This is a genomic window from Aminobacter carboxidus, from assembly GCF_014863355.1.
GTDB lineage: Bacteria > Pseudomonadota > Alphaproteobacteria > Rhizobiales > Rhizobiaceae > Aminobacter > Aminobacter carboxidus.
In genome coordinates, this window is the sequence record NZ_JACZEP010000001.1 from 150,335 (window position 1) to 166,279 (window position 15,945).

Annotated in this window: 13 protein-coding genes and 1 pseudogene; 11 read left to right on the forward strand and 3 right to left on the reverse strand. The window is 59.4% G+C overall.

Going from position 1 to position 15,945, the window contains the following annotated elements; genetic code table 11:
- The first annotated feature begins 142 nt into the window (after window positions 1-142).
- The 7 genes from IHE39_RS00720 to IHE39_RS00750 all read left to right on the forward strand — a co-directional run bounded on the left by IHE39_RS00720 (window position 143) and on the right by IHE39_RS00750 (window position 7,244).
- Window positions 143-490, forward strand: coding sequence for a hypothetical protein (locus IHE39_RS00720; protein WP_192565176.1), 348 nt, complete (start codon window positions 143-145; stop codon window positions 488-490).
- A 56-nt stretch (window positions 491-546) separates the two neighbouring features.
- Window positions 547-2,406: a heavy metal translocating P-type ATPase gene (locus IHE39_RS00725; protein WP_192565177.1), complete on the forward strand. Its 1,860-nt coding sequence runs from the start codon at window positions 547-549 to the stop codon at window positions 2,404-2,406.
- A gap of 119 nt (window positions 2,407-2,525) precedes the next feature.
- A complete protein-coding gene (locus tag IHE39_RS00730; protein ID WP_192566003.1) occupies window positions 2,526-3,779 on the forward strand; it encodes an MgtC/SapB family protein in 1,254 nt (417 codons plus the stop codon).
- An 82-nt stretch (window positions 3,780-3,861) separates the two neighbouring features.
- Complete coding sequence (locus IHE39_RS00735) at window positions 3,862-4,248, forward strand: hypothetical protein (RefSeq protein ID WP_184773612.1); 387 nt, start codon at window positions 3,862-3,864, stop codon at window positions 4,246-4,248.
- 112 nt (window positions 4,249-4,360) lie between these two features.
- Window positions 4,361-5,872: a PAS domain S-box protein gene (locus tag IHE39_RS00740; RefSeq protein ID WP_192565178.1), complete on the forward strand. Its 1,512-nt coding sequence runs from the start codon at window positions 4,361-4,363 to the stop codon at window positions 5,870-5,872.
- Window positions 5,859-6,494, forward strand: coding sequence for a response regulator FixJ (fixJ, locus tag IHE39_RS00745; protein WP_192565179.1), 636 nt, complete (start codon window positions 5,859-5,861; stop codon window positions 6,492-6,494). The genes IHE39_RS00740 and fixJ overlap by 14 nt, the downstream gene beginning before the upstream one ends.
- Before the next feature lie 93 nt (window positions 6,495-6,587).
- Entirely contained in the window at window positions 6,588-7,244 is a 657-nt protein-coding gene (locus tag IHE39_RS00750) for a helix-turn-helix domain-containing protein (protein ID WP_246471395.1), read from the forward strand.
- Between the two features lie 49 nt (window positions 7,245-7,293).
- Here the strand turns inward: IHE39_RS00750 and IHE39_RS00755 are convergent.
- Window positions 7,294-7,772: pseudogene (locus IHE39_RS00755) on the reverse strand (NUDIX hydrolase).
- A gap of 142 nt (window positions 7,773-7,914) precedes the next feature.
- Between IHE39_RS00755 and IHE39_RS00760 the strand changes: the two are divergent.
- Complete coding sequence (locus IHE39_RS00760) at window positions 7,915-9,507, forward strand: MBL fold metallo-hydrolase (RefSeq protein ID WP_192565180.1); 1,593 nt, start codon at window positions 7,915-7,917, stop codon at window positions 9,505-9,507.
- On the opposite strand, the gene IHE39_RS00765 is transcribed toward IHE39_RS00760, so the two are convergent.
- Together IHE39_RS00765 and IHE39_RS00770 are read right to left on the reverse strand one after the other, a co-directional pair.
- A complete protein-coding gene (locus tag IHE39_RS00765) occupies window positions 9,504-10,700 on the reverse strand; it encodes an acetate/propionate family kinase (RefSeq protein WP_192565181.1) in 1,197 nt (398 codons plus the stop codon). The genes IHE39_RS00760 and IHE39_RS00765 overlap by 4 nt on opposite strands.
- A 57-nt stretch (window positions 10,701-10,757) precedes the next feature.
- Window positions 10,758-13,145, reverse strand: a complete 2,388-nt coding sequence (locus IHE39_RS00770) for a phosphoketolase family protein (RefSeq protein WP_246485354.1) — start codon at window positions 13,143-13,145, stop codon at window positions 10,758-10,760.
- A gap of 213 nt (window positions 13,146-13,358) precedes the next feature.
- Between IHE39_RS00770 and IHE39_RS00775 the strand changes: the two genes are divergently transcribed.
- From IHE39_RS00775 to IHE39_RS00785, 3 genes are read left to right on the forward strand one after another with little or no spacing between them, the layout of a single operon-like run.
- Window positions 13,359-13,919: a Spy/CpxP family protein refolding chaperone gene (locus tag IHE39_RS00775; RefSeq protein ID WP_192565183.1), complete on the forward strand. Its 561-nt coding sequence runs from the start codon at window positions 13,359-13,361 to the stop codon at window positions 13,917-13,919.
- 35 nt (window positions 13,920-13,954) lie between these two features.
- Window positions 13,955-14,656 carry a response regulator gene (locus tag IHE39_RS00780; protein WP_184773436.1) on the forward strand — a complete coding sequence of 234 codons (702 nt, stop codon included), beginning with the start codon at window positions 13,955-13,957 and terminating at the stop codon, window positions 14,654-14,656.
- Window positions 14,657-14,673: 17 nt separating this feature from the next.
- Window positions 14,674-15,945 carry an ATP-binding protein gene (locus tag IHE39_RS00785; protein WP_192565184.1) on the forward strand — a complete coding sequence of 424 codons (1,272 nt, stop codon included), beginning with the start codon at window positions 14,674-14,676 and terminating at the stop codon, window positions 15,943-15,945.

Sequence of the window (15,945 nt, forward strand, 5' to 3'; positions counted from 1 at the left end):
CTCCTGTTGTCACCATAGGCCCATGCGTGCGGAGATGCTTTGCTTCAAATCAACTCCAGCGGTTAGCTCGATGAGATTGACCTGCGTCAAGGCAACAGAGTTGCCGATGTGGTCGACTGAGCTAACACGGGAGGAACTTGTGATGAAGCACCTGATCAGATTGTCACTGGGCGCCGCGATCGCAATTGCTGCGATGGCTGGTGGCACGTTCGCGCAAATGCACGGCCCCTTGATGTTCCAAGGGCACGAGATGATGTCGGCCGACGACATGACCAAGATGATTGACAGGATGCACAATGCGAAGACCGAAGCGGAATGTGGCGCGATCCGAGCCGAGCATTGGCAGTTGATGCAGAAACGGGCAGAGGAAATGGGGATCAAGCTCCCGACGGAACACAAATGGGAAAACATGCCGCTCGGATGTGGTCCTGGCATGATGGGCGGCAGCGGGGTCCCCGGTACCCAAAACAATGATTCAACGGCCAAGTGAGCTTGTCGCATTCGCGTTTCGTCGCCGGGGAGGGCGGCCAGAGCCGGAGGAATGCCGTGAACGAACCGCTGCTCCGGAAATCTTTGCTTGGAATTGCTGTCGCCGGCTTGGCGGCTGGGCTTGCCGGCGTGTTGGGAGTCCAGCTTCCGCTTCCATCTGAAAGTGTATGGGCGCTGGCCACCTTGCCGGTAATCGCCGCGCTAGCGGTGTCCATCTTCCGCGATGTATTTGCTGGTCGCCTTGGCGTTGACGCGATCGCATTGCTTTCGATGACAGCGGCACTGTTGTTCGACGAAGCCTTGGCCGCTGTTGTCGTGGCGATCATGTATACGGGCGGCAACGTGCTCGAGGACTATGCACGGGGGCGCGCCGAGCGTGATCTGAAGGCGCTGACTGATAGGTCACCCCGGATTGCGCATCGCAGGTCCGGGGAACGTTTTGAGAGCATTCCGGTCGAACAGGTCTCAGTCGACGACGAGCTCATGGTACGAGCTGGTGAGGTGCTGCCCGTCGATGGTGTGCTGCTCGACGACGCCAGAATTGACGAGTCTGCGATAACCGGCGAGCCGTTTCCAATGGTCTGCAAGCGCGGCGATGTGTTGCGCAGTGGGACAGTAAATGCAGGTGAGATGTTTCACATGCGTGCGTCCGCGCTGGCAGGCCAAAGTACCTATGCCGGCATCGTAAGAATGGTCGAGGCGGCTCAGACAGCCAGGGCTCCGTTCATTCGCATGGCGGATCGTTTTGCATTGATATTGCTACCGCTGACACTGATGGTGGCGGCCCTTGCCTGGTACGCCTCGAGCGATCCCATCCGGGCACTTGCGGTTCTTGTGGTTGCGACACCTTGTCCGCTCATCCTGGCTGCACCGATCGCATTTATTGCCGGGGTATCACGTGCGGCTCGGCACGGCATTTTGATGAAAGGAAGCACCGCCCTGGAGGCTCTCGCCAAAGCCCGGACGGCAGTTTTCGACAAGACTGGCACGCTGACTTACGGCGGAGCTCAACTCGTGGAGATGGAAGTCGCGCCGGGACGTGACAGCGACGAGCTTTTCGGGTTGTTGGCCTCTTTGGAACAGGCCTCCCATCACGTCCTGGCCGATGCAATCGTTGCTCTCGCCAAAAACAGGGGCCTCAACCTGTTTCGGCCTGAACGGGTTGTCGAGTATCGCGGATCGGGCCTCAAGGGGATTGTGTGTGGTGTGAGTGTATCCGCAGGCTCTCAATCGCTCATCCTTGCCGGCCGTGACTTGCCTGCATGGGCTGAAAGGATCGTCGCCCGTTACAAAGGCCAGCCAGCGTTGGCCGTCTATGTCGCAGTCGACGAGCGGCTGGTTGCCATCCTTGTCCTGGGAGACGGGCTGCGTGCCGACGCGGTCGACGCCTTGTCACGGCTCAGGCGCGCGGGGATCACCCGCAGCCTGATGCTTACGGGGGATGATGCCGAGACCGCCAATCGGATCGGTGGGACACTCGGTTTTGACCGGATCGTTGCGGATGCGTCGCCGGCCGACAAGGTTAGGCTTATCAAAGCAGAAACCCTTGCGGCGCCGACAATGATGGTTGGCGATGGCATCAATGATGCCCCGGCGTTGGCCACCGCGACGGTGGGTATTGCGATGGGCGCCCGAGGTGCCACTGCTTCATCCGAAGCCGCTGACGTCATTGTGTTGACCGATCACTTGGGGCCTGTCGCTGATGCTGTTGCTATTGCACATCGGACAACGACCATCGCAAAGCAGAGCATAGTTGTGGGGCTGGCACTGTCTGGCGCGGCGATGATCGCGGCAGCATTCGGCTTGATCACACCTGTCGCAGGCGCTCTTCTGCAAGAGGGAATTGATGTGGCCGTAATCCTGAATGCGCTGCGCGCCCTTGGTGGCGACCAAATTCTAAAGGCGAGGTACGGGTAGATTTGCAGGCGGAGCCGGTCGGAATGTGCCCGGTCCAGTGACCAAGCCGTTGACAAGACGATGACCCAATGGCCACTCAAGCGCTTGTCCGTTTCAGTGTACTGAGGAGCGCATAGATGATGGACGAGATCATTGCCCGTCTCGGCCTTGCGCTCGCTATCGGCCTTCTGGTTGGCCTTGAACGAGGTTGGCAGGAAAGAAACGCACCAGATCGAAGCCGGACCGCGGGCATTCGCACTTTCGGAATCTCGGGGCTGTTGGGCGGTGTCCTCGCAGCCCTGGCCCAGGCATTCAACACGCCATCAATGCTTGTTGCAGGTTTCCTCGGGTTTACTGTGGTCCTTGCTTGGTACAAGGCGCGCGAGGCAGTTCACGATGAAGATTTCAGCGTCACGGGAGTGGTCGCTGGGCTGGCAGTTTTTGCACTCGGGGCGCTGGCGGTGGCTGGTGACTATCGTGCCGCGGCAGCGGGCGGCGCCGCATTGGCAGCGGTGCTGGCCAGTCGCGAATTGCTGCATGGTCTTCTGCGGCGGCTGACTTGGGTGGAACTCCGTTCGGCTCTTATCCTTGCGGTCATGACGACGGTCGTTCTGCCCCTATTGCCGGATAGGACAGTCGATCCTTGGGGTGGGTTCAATCCGCGCGAGGTCTGGATCTTCACTGTCTTGATCGCTGCGATCTCATACGCGGGTTATGTCGCGGTGCGCGTGTTCGGTCCGACGCGGGGACTGTTGGTAAGTGCAGTGACTGGAGCGGTTGTTTCGTCCACCGCTGTCACTGTCGCGCTGGCGCGTTCGGCCACCGCTGTCAGCGGTGTATCGTCGCTTGCAGGAGCAGCTTGCCTTGCGGCCCTGGTTTCGATCGTTCGCGTGATGGTTATCGTGCTTATGTTGGAGCCAGCTGTTGCAGTAGGTGCGGCACCAGTGGCGCTCACTGCAGCTTCGGTTTTCGCGGTTGGCGGGCTGTTCCTTCTGTCGCGAGTTGGCGACCGTAAGGTCGCCGAAGCCCCCATGCGCAATCCCTTCGAACTTGGTCCTTTGCTTGTATTTGCCGCCTTTTTCGCTGTTGCCTCGGTGTTAAGTGCCTTGCTCGCCGGCTTCGTCGGCAGCAGTGGTGTGCTCGCGGTCTCGGTCGTTTCAGCGCTTTTCGATGTCGATATCGCGGTCCTGAGTGCGCTTCGCCTGGCTAAGGACGTTGCTTCCACCCAGGTCGCCACGCTGGCCGTACTGCTCGCACTTGCAGTGAACGCGATTGGACGTCTCGGATTGGCGATGATTTCCGGTCCGTTTCGGTTTTCGGCGCCCCTGCTTGTAGTGACCGCCATCGCGTTCGTATTCGGCATCGCCGGCCTGACGTTGGGGGCTGCGTTCTAGCAGGATTGCAACAGTCGATTTGACGCGGATCAAGGCCATTTGCAGGCCATAGGCTATTTCAGGGCAAAGAAAGGACTTTGCCATGACGTCTTTGAAAGATCTCACGCCCAATTTTCGCAACGTTCGGCTGCTGCTCGCACGCGAAAAGGGTCATCCCGGTGGAGAACAGGACGTCGGCTACGACCTGCTGATCCCTCTGGATGGTGAAAGCCGGATCGATGCTGCCGACTGGAAGAAACACCAAACGGTCTGCCGCGTCAGAAAATTCAGTGCAGATATGGAGGACCGCATCGGATTGCTCAGGCGCAAGCCGGGGGGACAATGGTTCTTTGACTTTTCCGAAGGCGACAAGGATGACGAGATCGGATTTCGCCTGGGAGAGGAACGGTTCGCTGTTGGCGAATATGTCTCTGTCGGCCCCAAGGGGGCAATACACACCTATCAGATCGCGAGGGTGGAGCGACCCTGATCCGCGCACAGTTGCTATGGTCCTTCGACGCGCCGCGATGTAACGTCAAGCGCAACGTGTGACCAGCCGATCACGAATTGGACCCCGGCCATGGCAGCATTGAGACAAGGTCGTGGTTGAAGCCGCAAGCTTGAAGCCACTGCGCAGCTACGTTTTCCCGCTCCGTTACCATGGGAAGGCATCCTATCTTCTTGCGGTGGCGGTGGTCGGCGCCGCCCTGCTCCTTCGTCTGGGGCTGCAGGGTGCCCTTGCAGATCGCGTGATCTTTACGTTGTTCGTTCCGGCGATCCTCGCCGCCTCCATAGCCGGCGGTATCGGGCCTGGGCTGCTGGCTGTCGTCATGTCGTTGTCTGCAGCTTTATACATCGGCGGCCTTCAGCTTACGGGCGACACGGATGTTCTCGTTTTCGTGGTGTTTGCGCTGGTCGGGCTGGCAATTGTTGGAATGGGCAATCTCTTGCATCGCGCCTGGAGTGCCGTCGAGGAGACAAAACGCACGCTCGATGAGCGCGAAGCTCACTTGAGGTCAATCTTGGACACAGTGCTCGATGCAACCATCGTCATCGAGAAGGACGGCACAATAGTTTCCTTCAACGCGGCAGCCATCCGGCAATTCGGCTATCAGGAGGATGAGGTCAGGGGGCAAAACGTGCGCATGCTCATGCCCGAACCTTATAGGAACGGTCATGATGGCTACATTCAACGCTATCTGACCACTGGCGAGAAGCGCATCATCGGTGTCGACCGTGTTGTGGTTGGCCGCCGCAAGGACGGTTCGACGTTTCCTATGAAACTTGCTGTCGGCGAAATGAAGTCTGGTAACAAGACATATTTTACCGGGTTTGTCCGCGATTTGACGGAGCGTGAGGAGTCTGCGACGCGATTGCAGGAAATCCAGGACGAATTGGCCAGGCTCTCCCGGCTCAACGAGCTTGGGGAGATGGCTTCGACACTTGCGCATGAACTCAATCAACCTTTGTCGGTGATTGCAAACTACGCCCAAGGATCCATGCGCATGCTGCGCGAAAGCCCGCAGAAGGCAGCATCCCACTTGCCAGAAGCTCTTGAGGAGATCTCGACGCAATCGCTTCGGGCGGGCGAGATCATCCGTCATCTCCGCGAATTCGTGATGCGCGGCGAGACAGAAAAGGCTCCCCAGGACATCCGAAAGCTCGTCGAGGAGGCTGGAGCGCTAGCCCTTATGGGATCGAGAGAACGCGGCGTTCGATCGGTTTTCGACTTCGCGCCTGGTGCGGGTATGGTGATGGTCGATGCGATCCAGATTCAGCAGGTTCTTACAAATCTCATGCGCAACGCCATGGAGGCAATGCGCGACAGCGAGGTACGTCTTCTCTCCGTGCGAACATTTCTTGGAGAGCCAGGTGAAGTCGCCGTTGAGGTGTCCGACACTGGGCCAGGAATTCCCGATGAAGTCGCAGCCCGTCTGTTCAAACCCTTTGTCACCACCAAGCCAAGCGGAATGGGCATCGGTCTGTCGATTGCTAAGCGCATCGTCGAAGCCCATGCTGGCATCATAAGCATGAGAAGAAACGCTCACGGGGGCGTGACTTTCCGATTTACGTTGCCTGCTTATGACGAGGGGGGAGCCAATGGACAAGGGTGACTACGTCGTTCATCTCGTCGACGACGAGGAACCTGTCAGAAAGTCATTGGTGTTCTTGCTGACAATGGCTGGATACACTGTACGACAACATGAATCTGCAACGGCGTTCCTGTCCGTCGCCTCAACAATAAACAATGGATGTCTGGTGACCGATCTGCGTATGCCAGACCTGGATGGGATCGAACTGCTTCGGCGCCTTCGCCAACTGCCTTCGTCCATTCCAACCATTGTAATTACTGGACACGGGGACGTCCCGCTGGCGGTTGAAGCGATGAAGGCCGGTGCGCTCGATTTTATCGAGAAGCCATTCAAGGAAGAAATTCTGGCCGCTGCGATTGATCGCGCGGCCGCCAGCCTTGGCAAAGTCGCAGTCCATGAAGACATTTCCGCCATTCGAGCTCGGGCCGCCTCCTTGAGCGAGCGGGAGCGTGAGGTGTTTTCGGCCGTTGTCGCGGGGCTCCCAAACAAGACAATCGCTTACGATCTTGACATCAGCCCGCGTACGGTTGAGGTCCATCGGGCCAACGTGATGTCCAAGATGGAAGCCAAAAGCCTGCCCGACCTCGTCCGAATGGCGCTCGAGGCTGGGCTGGACTCAAGTAAAGAGCATCAGACTGGATGACGGCTACGTACTCTCCCGTAGGGACATAACCGAATTTTCCAGCTGTCCGAATTGCGCGATAGATCTCTCGACACTGGCTTCCGGGAGAGCGCCATGACCCTACACAGCAGAGCAGATTTCTTGACCGGCGCCGAATTGGACGACGGGTGCCCGCTTGTTCACACGCCCGCATTCTCATTTGGCGCAGCAATGCCGTCTGCGTTTCATGCGGCCGGTTCGGAGATCTTTTCGCAAGGGAGCGAAGCTCGCTCACTCTACATCGTGAAGTTCGGATGCGTACGAATCTATCGCCTGCTGGCAGACGGTAGGCGCCAGATTTCGGCGTTCCACTTGCCAGGCGAGGTCTTCGGATTTGAAGCAGACGATCGGCATCATTTCTTTGCCGAGGCGGTAGGGGCTACCTGCACACTTTCCATCAGGGTTTCGGCAACCACCGAACTGTCACGGGAACTTCTGCCGCTGGCGTTGCGGGGGCTGGTACGGGCACAAGAGCATCTTCTGGTGCTGGGACGCCAAAATGCGCCGGAACGGGTCGCGGCATTTCTGGTAGATATGTTCGAGCGTCAAGGTGGTCTTGACCGGCTCGAATTGCCGATGTCGCGCACTGACATCGCCGACTATCTCGGCCTCTCGCTTGAGACCGTTTCGCGTGTCTTCACCAAGCTCAGGGAGCGTGGGATCATCCGTTTGTTGTCCCTGCGTACAGTCGAGATTGCGAAATGGCGGTCGCTCGCAGAGATGTGCGAATAGCGAAAGGCGCGGATTTGCGTAGTCTGGCCTCGTATCACGCGCCTTGTTGTCATGCTGATCGGTCGGGCGTTTCCTGACCCGCAATGAGCTGTTGGAGCCGGTCAAGAAACGGTCTCAGGCCGGTGATGATCTTGAGCTGCGCGTTGGGCACTGCAAACCACTCAGCGCGATCCCTCTGGGAAGTATTGCTTTGTCCCGTGGTGGCCATTCCATCTCGAACAGATTGCTCCGTAGTTCGGCGGGTTCGAAATCTCCTTGCGGGGCGACGGCTGTCACCATCTTCCCACTCGGCTGGCGCTGGGTGCCAAGCGGAATAAGCTCACCTGTAGGCTGGCAGCCTGTCTCTTCGAGGAACTCTCGCCTGGTGGCTGCATCGGGCTCCTCGACGTCGGCATTTTCGCCCTTGGGTATCGACCAAGCCCCAAGATCGCGCTTGCTCCAAAATGGCCCGCCAGGATGGATCAGGAGTACCTGCAGCTCCGCCGCAGTGCGCCTAAACATCAGGATGCCCGCGCTTTTCTTCGTCATGCCGACGCTTGCCGATTGAGCTGATACTGCTGACGATATCGATCTCATATTTGATCCCGGTCAAGGTTTGCCACGGGATATCGGCGAAGCTGGGCTGCCAATTGGACTGCCTGTTGCGTACGCCTCACGGAGCATCAAGGAAATGATCCCACGTCTACGGTTCCATGGAGCGGCCCATGCAGTGACGGGTTCCTGCTATGAGCTCGAAGTTGGAGGTGGTCGAATCCTGATCGATTGCGGATTGTTTCAAGGGTCGAAGTCCGAACGAGAACTCAACTATGGCGATTTTCCCTTTGATCCAGCCAAGATCGACGCCGTGGTGCTGACGCATGCTCACATCGACCACAGCGGCCTGCTTCCCAAACTCATGAAGCACGGCTTTTCCGGCCCTATCCACGCTACGCGCGCGACAATCGATCTCTGTTCGGTGATGCTGCCGGACTGTGCGCATATTCAGCAGATGGAAGTCGAGCATTTGAACAGGCGCAACGCCCAGCGCGGCCGTGCCGCCGTGGCTCCGATCTACAGCACAGACGATGCCGCGAAGTGCATGACGCTGTTCCATGCGAGAGAGTACGGAGAATGGTTCAAGGTCGCGAATGGTATTCGGGTCCGGTTCTGGAACGCTGGCCATCTGCTGGGCTCAGCATCAGTGGAGATCGAAGTCGAGGATGCGGCAAGGCCGCTCAGGCTTTTGTTTTCTGGAGACATTGGCCCCGCTCACAAGCTTTTGCAGCCCGATCCGGAAGCTCCGGCCGATGTCGACTATCTGATCTGTGAATCCACCTATGGAGACCGCGAGCGAGGCGAAATCACCCCTGACAGGCGCCGATCCTTGCTGCTGCACGAGGTGCGTGGCGCGCTCGAGGCTAATGGGCCGCTGATCATCCCGTCATTTGCGGTCGAACGGACCCAGGAGCTTCTTGTCGACCTGTTCTACCTGATGCGCGAAGGAGCTATTCCTAAAGCTGACATCTTCGTGGATTCTCCGCTTGCCACGCGCGCCAGCACGATTTTCGAGCGGCACGCCGGCGAGATTCAGGAAGGCGACGTGCTGAGACAGGCTCTCAACTCGCGCGAAGTGCGCTTCACGGAAACCGTGGAGCAAAGCAAGGCCATCAACCGTCTGAGGGGCTTTTACGTCGTAATCGCCGCTAGCGGCATGTGTGACGCCGGACGTATCCGCCATCATCTCAAGGCCAACATATGGCGCAGGAATGCGACCGTCATGCTTGCCGGATTTCAGGCACAGGGAACCCTGGGGCGAATCCTCGTCGACGGTGCCGATCGGATTCGCATCCAGGGGGAGGAATTCCAGGTCAAGGCTCGGATACGGCAACTGGATTTGTATTCGGGACACGCTGATGCGAGCGAGCTCGATGACTGGGTGCGTCAACGCCTGCCGATCCACAAGGGCGTCTTCCTGACCCATGGCGAGGCATCTGGCTTGTCGGGATTGAAGTCGCGTGTGTCCGCCTTTGTTTCTGCCAACCGGATTATCTTGCCGGAACTTGATGATGCCTTCGATCTGGGACCGATGGGCGCGCACCAGATCGACCTCAATGAGCCGAAGCGACTGCTGCCGGGGAAAGTGGCACGCCTGGATTGGCACAACGACCTTTCGCAGTTGCTGTTGGATGTGAGCGAGGCGGTAGGCCAGCAAGCCGACGAGCGCGGACGTGCCGCAGTAATTCGACGTCTTCGGCACGCGCTGGGCTCAGCTAAGCAGAACTAGGCGGAAGCTGCTTCCGATGGCCCGGTTGCGCTCTCCAGCGTCAGGTGGACCTGCCTGGCAATAGCCATCTCCTCATTGGTGGCAACCACCCGAACTTCCACTTTGCTGTCGGAATCGCTGAGCACGTCATGGCTCTTTGACGGATCAAGCTTGACGCCCAGCCAGTCGAGGCGGCGGCAGATCGCGTTGCGTACCTGCGCGGCATGCTCGCCAATCCCTCCGGTGAACACCAAAAGCTCGATTCCTCCAAGCGTATTGGCCAGCGCCGCGATGGCGCGTGATACGCTGAAGGCAAACAAGTCAATCGCCGCAGCGGCCCGCGGATCGCTGCTTGCGAGCAGAACGCGCATGTCCGCCGAAATTCCGGACACCCCGAGCAGGCCCGAGCGGCGGTAAAGCAGGGTCTCTACTTCGTCGATTGATAGACCGCAGGTTTTCTGCAGATAGAGAATTATGCCCGGATCGACAGCACCCGAGCGGGTGGCCATCATCACGCCGTCGAGCGCGGTGAACCCCATGGTCGTATCCTGGCATTTGCCGTCGACCATCGCACACAGGCTGCAGCCGCTGCCCAGATGCGCAACCACCGTCTTTTTCGCGGGCAGCTCGGGTGAAATTCGTCCCAGCTGATGGGCAATGAACTCGTAAGACAGGCCGTGAAAACCGTAGCGCTTTATCCCCATCTCTTCATACTCGCGCGGAATGGCATAGCGGCTGACGGGTGGAGCGAGCGTGCTGTGAAAAGCTGTGTCGAAACAGCCGATCTGCATCAGCCCAGGCCGCAACTCCGACAGCGCCCTGACCGGACCCAGGCTTGCGGGCTGATGCAAGGGCGCAATGGGTGTGAGTTTATCGAGCGCATCGACAACCTCGCTCGTCAGATGAACGGGCGAAATGAAACGACTGCCGCCATGCACGATACGATGCCCGACTGCAACAATTTGCTCGCTGCCGAGCCGCGTGTCGAGAAAGTTCAAAAGCTCCTGCAACAACGCACCGGTTGATTGGCCCGGAAGGCGCAACGGCGCGTCGGCAAGAAGGCGTCCTGCAGCGTCTTGCGCCGAAAAGCGCGGCGTAACGGCCAGGCCGTCGAACAGGCCCCGCATCAGCGGCTCAACCTTGCGTTTCGTCGCAGCTTTGAACACGCCGAACTTGAGGCTGGACGAGCCGGCGTTGAGAGCCAGAACGATCATGCTTTCTGATCCTTGTCCCACCATCCGACGGTCGCTTGCAGACCCGACTTGCCGGCGCTAGTGCCGCCACGCCCAGTCCCGCACCTCGGGCATGTCTTCCCCGTACTCGCGCACGAACAGCCAATGTTCGGCCAGCTTGTCCTCGAAGCTGCGGCGAGTTTTCGCCGCATCGGGCCCTGGGTTGCCGATCCTGTCAATGGCCTCGATGGCGAGGTGATAGCGGTCCAGCTCGTTGAGCACCGCCATGTCGAAGGGCGTGGTGGTCGTACCTTCTTCCTTGAAACCACGAACATGGAAATTGTTGTGGTTGTTACGCCGATAGGTGAGCCGGTGGATGAGGTAGGGATAGCCATGATAGGCAAAGATCACCGGCCTGTCGCGCGTGAACAAGGCGTCGAATACGTCGTCGGCCAAACCGTGCGGATGCTGGCTGTCCGGCTGCAGCGTCATCAGGTCGACGACGTTGACGACGCGGATCCGCAACTGGGGAAGGGCGCTTCGCAGCAGGTCCACCGCTGCAAGCGTTTCCAGTGTCGGCACGTCTCCTGCGCAGGCCATGACCACATCGGGTTCGCCATCACCTCGCTCCGTGCCTGCCCATTGCCAAATGCCGGCTCCGGCCTCGCAATGGGCAATGGCGTCGGTGATGTTCAGCCATTGCAGTTGCGGTTGCTTGCCGGCAACGATCACGTTGACGCGGTTATATGTGCGTAGGCAGTGATCCGTGACCCACAGCAGCGTGTTCGCATCCGGGGGCAGATAGATGCGCACGATGTCGGCTTTCTTGTTGGCGACCAGATCGACGAAGCCCGGATCCTGATGGCTGAAGCCGTTATGGTCCTGCCGCCACACATGCGAGGTCAAAAGGTAGTTCAGCGAAGCGACCGGCAGCCGCCAAGCCAGCTCGCGCGAAACTTTGAGCCATTTGGCGTGCTGGTTGAACATTGAGTCAACGATGTGGATGAACGCTTCGTAGCAGGAAAAGAAGCCGTGCCTACCGGTCAGAAGATAGCCCTCCAGCCAACCCTGGCAAAGGTTCTCGCTGAGCACTTCCATCACCCGGCCGTCATGGGCCAGGTGTTCGTCGTATGGCTCGATGCCTTCCATCCAGACGCGGTCGGTGACCGCAAAGACGTCATCGAGACGGTTGGAGGCGGTTTCATCCGGGCCCATCAGCCTGAAATTGCGTGCCTCGGCATTCAGCGTCATTACCTGTCGGAGCAGACGCCCCATGGCACGCGTAGCTTCCGACTTGATGGCGCCCGGGGCCGTGACCTCAACCGCAAGCGAACGAAAGTCCGGAAGCACGAGGTCACGCCTGAGCAATCCACCATTGGCGTGTGGGTTGGCACCCATCCGGCGCTTGCCTTTTGGCGCCAGCGCTTGCAGTTCTGCGTACAGCCGACCTTGTTCGTCGAAAAGTTCTTCGGGTCGGTAGCTGCGCATCCAATCCTCGAGCAGTTTGAGGTGACTTGCGTCGTTTCGCGGATCGGAGATCGGCACCTGGTGCGCACGCCAGAAGCCTTCGACTTTCTTGCCATCAACCTCCTTTGGGCCGGTCCAGCCCTTGGGGCTACGCAAGACGATCATTGGCCATTGTGGTCGATCGGTATTGCCCACGCTGCGCGCCCTTGCCTGGATCTCGGTGATCCGTTTCAGTGCGAAATCGAGCGTTTCCGCCATCTGCCTGTGCATCTCTTCGGGTTCGTCGCCTTCGACGAAAAGAGGCTCGTGGCCGTAGCCGCGGAGAAGGCTTTCCAGTTCCACCTTCTCTATCCGCGCCAGGATGGTCGGGTTGGCGATCTTGTAGCCATTGAGGTGCAGGATCGGCAGCACGGCGCCGTCATGGGCGGGGTTCAGGAACTTGTTCGAATGCCACGAAGCCGCCAGCGTGCCGGTTTCGGCCTCGCCGTCGCCGATGACGCAGGCGATGACAAGATCGGGATTGTCGAAAGCAGCACCGTAAGCGTGGACGAGCGCATAACCGAGCTCGCCGCCCTCATGAATGGAGCCGGGCGTCTCGGGGGCTGCGTGGCTGGGAATACCGCCGGGAAAGGAGAACTGGCGGAAAAGCTTGCGCACGCCGTCGAGATCGCTGCTGATCTCTGGATAGATCTCGCTGTAGCTGCCCTCGAGATAGGTGTTGGCGACCATGCCTGGCCCACCGTGACCGGGACCGCAGACATAGATCATGTCCAGGTCGCGCATCCGGATAAGTCGATTTAGATGGGCATAGATGAAGTTGAGGCCGGGTGTCGTACCCCAGTGACCGAGCAGCCTGGACTTGACATGCTCGGGCTTCAGCGGCTCGCGCAGCAAAGGATTGTCGAGAAGGTAGATCTGGCCGACCGAAAGATAATTCGCTGCCTGCCAGTAGCGGTGGAGCAGCGCAATTTCCCCATGCTCGATGGCGTGCGCCCGATCGTTGTCGTCAAGCCTTCCCATGCGCATTTCCTTCCACGGTCATCAGAACTTGGCAATCACTAAGGAAGAATAGGGCGCTCCCCGCCTTGAGCCAGGTCAAAGAGCGTCCTTGGAATCCTACTCGACAGGGAGGCACCTTCACATTTCTTTACACTTCCCCGTCACTCGAGAAACGTTGGTCATCCAGTCTGGCGTTATCGCGGCTGCAAGTGCCGCCTAACCAAGGAAGCGATCATGGACAACGACAAGCAGAATATGCAGCCCTCATCGGCTCCGAACACCGCAACTGGGTCGCGTGGCTGGGGACGGCACATCGTCATCGGCGGCCTCGCTGCCGCAGCAGTTGCCGGCATTGGACTTGCTGTGGCCAACAGTGGCGAGTTCGGAGATGGGCACGGAATGCTGCATTTTGGCCAGGGGCACCAGATGATGGATGCTTCGATGGGCCGAGGTGGCTTCTCGGAGCGCCGGATGGAGCATATGATGGAAGATATCGATGCCACACCGGAACAGTCGAAGAAGCTGAGGGAGCTCTTGGGTTCTGCCCGAGATGAGATCGCTCCGATGCTCGACGACTTCAGGGACACGCGCAACGCCGCTGCCGACATTCTGGGCGCGCCGACTATCGACCGGTCTGCGATCGAAACGTTGCGCAGTGAGCGCGTTGCCGCGATCGATGCCGCCTCGCGGAAAATGACGGCCACTCTGGTCGATGCAGCAGAAATCCTGACGCCAGAACAAAGGGCTAAGATGTTGGAGCGTTTCAAGGCGCGCGGAGATCACGGCCGGTGGTAGGATTTCAACTGCAAGGTTGAAATCCGGAGAGTCTCATGGCGGAACAGGTGCTGATCATCGATGACGACACACGCCTGTCCGCCATGATCGCGGACTATCTCTCGGGAAATGGCTACGCTGTGCACACCGCTGCAACCGGGTATGCCGGCCTCGCCGATGTGCAACGGCGTTCGCCAGACGCGGTAATTCTCGACGTCATGCTGCCCGACCTGGACGGCTTCGAGGCCTGCCGCCGCATGCGCGCCGTATCTGACGTGGCCATTCTTATGCTCACGGCGAAGGGGGACGAGACGGACCGGATTATCGGGCTGGAGTTGGGTGCAGACGACTACTTGCCAAAGCCGTTTAATCCGCGCGAACTGCTTGCACGACTCAAGGCTATCCTGCGGCGGCGCCGTGGCGGCGATCTGGCCGCATCACGCATCCTTAGGTCCGGGCGGCTTGAGATAGATCCCGGTTCTCGCTCAGTCCGTATCGATGGCCGCGATTGTCCGATGACCAGCTATCAATTCGATCTTCTCGTTACATTGGCGGAGAATGCCGGACGGGTGCTGTCGCGCGAGCAACTGATGGACCTTGTCAAAGGCGAAGAGCTCGAAGCGTTCGATCGCTCGATCGATGTGCATATTTCTCGGATCAGGGCGGCAATCGAGGATGATCCCAAACACCCGCGTCGCATCGTTACCGTGCGCGGCGCCGGCTATGTTTTCGCTCGCTTTCAGGACGATCAGAAATAAGTCGGGGCGAAATTGTGGTGCGCAACAGCCTTTTCCTCAAGATCTACCTCACGCTGCTGGCGAGCTTGGCCGTAGTCGCATTCACGAGTGCGTTTTTTGTCCGGCTGGGGCAGGACGAACTGGACCGGGGATGGGGCGGCCGGCGTGACAAATTCATCGCCACAATGTTACCCGTGACCGACGATCCGGCTATGCTCAAGATCACGCTTGATAGGCTTGCGGACGCCTTCGCAGCCGACTTGGCGCTGTACAACCCGCACGACCAATTGATTGCCAGTGCCGGAGAACCATTCAAACTCGACGCGCCCGGCTCGCTTCAGTCACATGATGGTAAACGGCCGTTTGCAATTCGACTGGCGGATGGACGTTCGATACAGGCCCGCATGCCCCTGGGGCCGGGTGGACGAAACCCACTTGGCTATCTGGCAGTCATCGCCGGTGTTATCGGCCTTGCAGCCTATCCTGTGGTTCGCCATCTGACGCGGCGGTTGGAGCGTCTGCGCCGTGGCGTGGAAATTTGGGGGGCTGGCGAGCTTGGAACGCGGGTTGCGGCGAGTGGCAGCGATGAAGTCGCAGCAGTCGCGCGGAGTTTCAACGTTGCGGCCGATCGCATCGAACGTCTAGTCGATGCGCATCGATCCCTGCTCGCGAATGCCAGCCATGAACTGCGTTCGCCGTTGGCAAGGCTTCGCATGGCCATAGATCTCTACGAGCGTTCGGCCGATCAGGCAACGAAGCGAGAGATCGTGCAAAGCCTCTCGGAACTCGACGGTCTGGTCGAGGAAATTCTGTTGGCCAGCCGGCTCGACCATGTCCAAACACTGGACCATGTGGAAGCCGTCGACATGCTTGCACTTACAGCCGAAGAAGGCGCGCGCAACGACGTTGCGGTCACCGGCTCGACCGCCATGATCTCGGGCGATGTGCGGTTGCTGAGGCGCCTGGTTCGCAATCTGATGCAGAATGCGTTGTGCCATGGGGCCCCGCCGGTGATCGCCGAGGTCGAGACCGATGGGGCAATCGTGCGCCTGTGCGTCAAAGACCACGGCGAGGGCATTCCAGATGGCGAGGGCACACGGGTCTTTGAACCGTTCTACCGTCCGACGGGACGAAGCGAGAGCAAGGGCGGTTGGGGGCTTGGACTATCCTTGGTCCGCCAGATCGCTACTCACCACCGAGGGTCCGTACGCTATGAAAGGGTGCCGGAGGGTGGGGCCTGTTTCATCGTGGAATTCCCTGCGTCGAGTGTGGCGCAGCCAATCGCAAGACCAGCGCCGACGAGCGGTTGA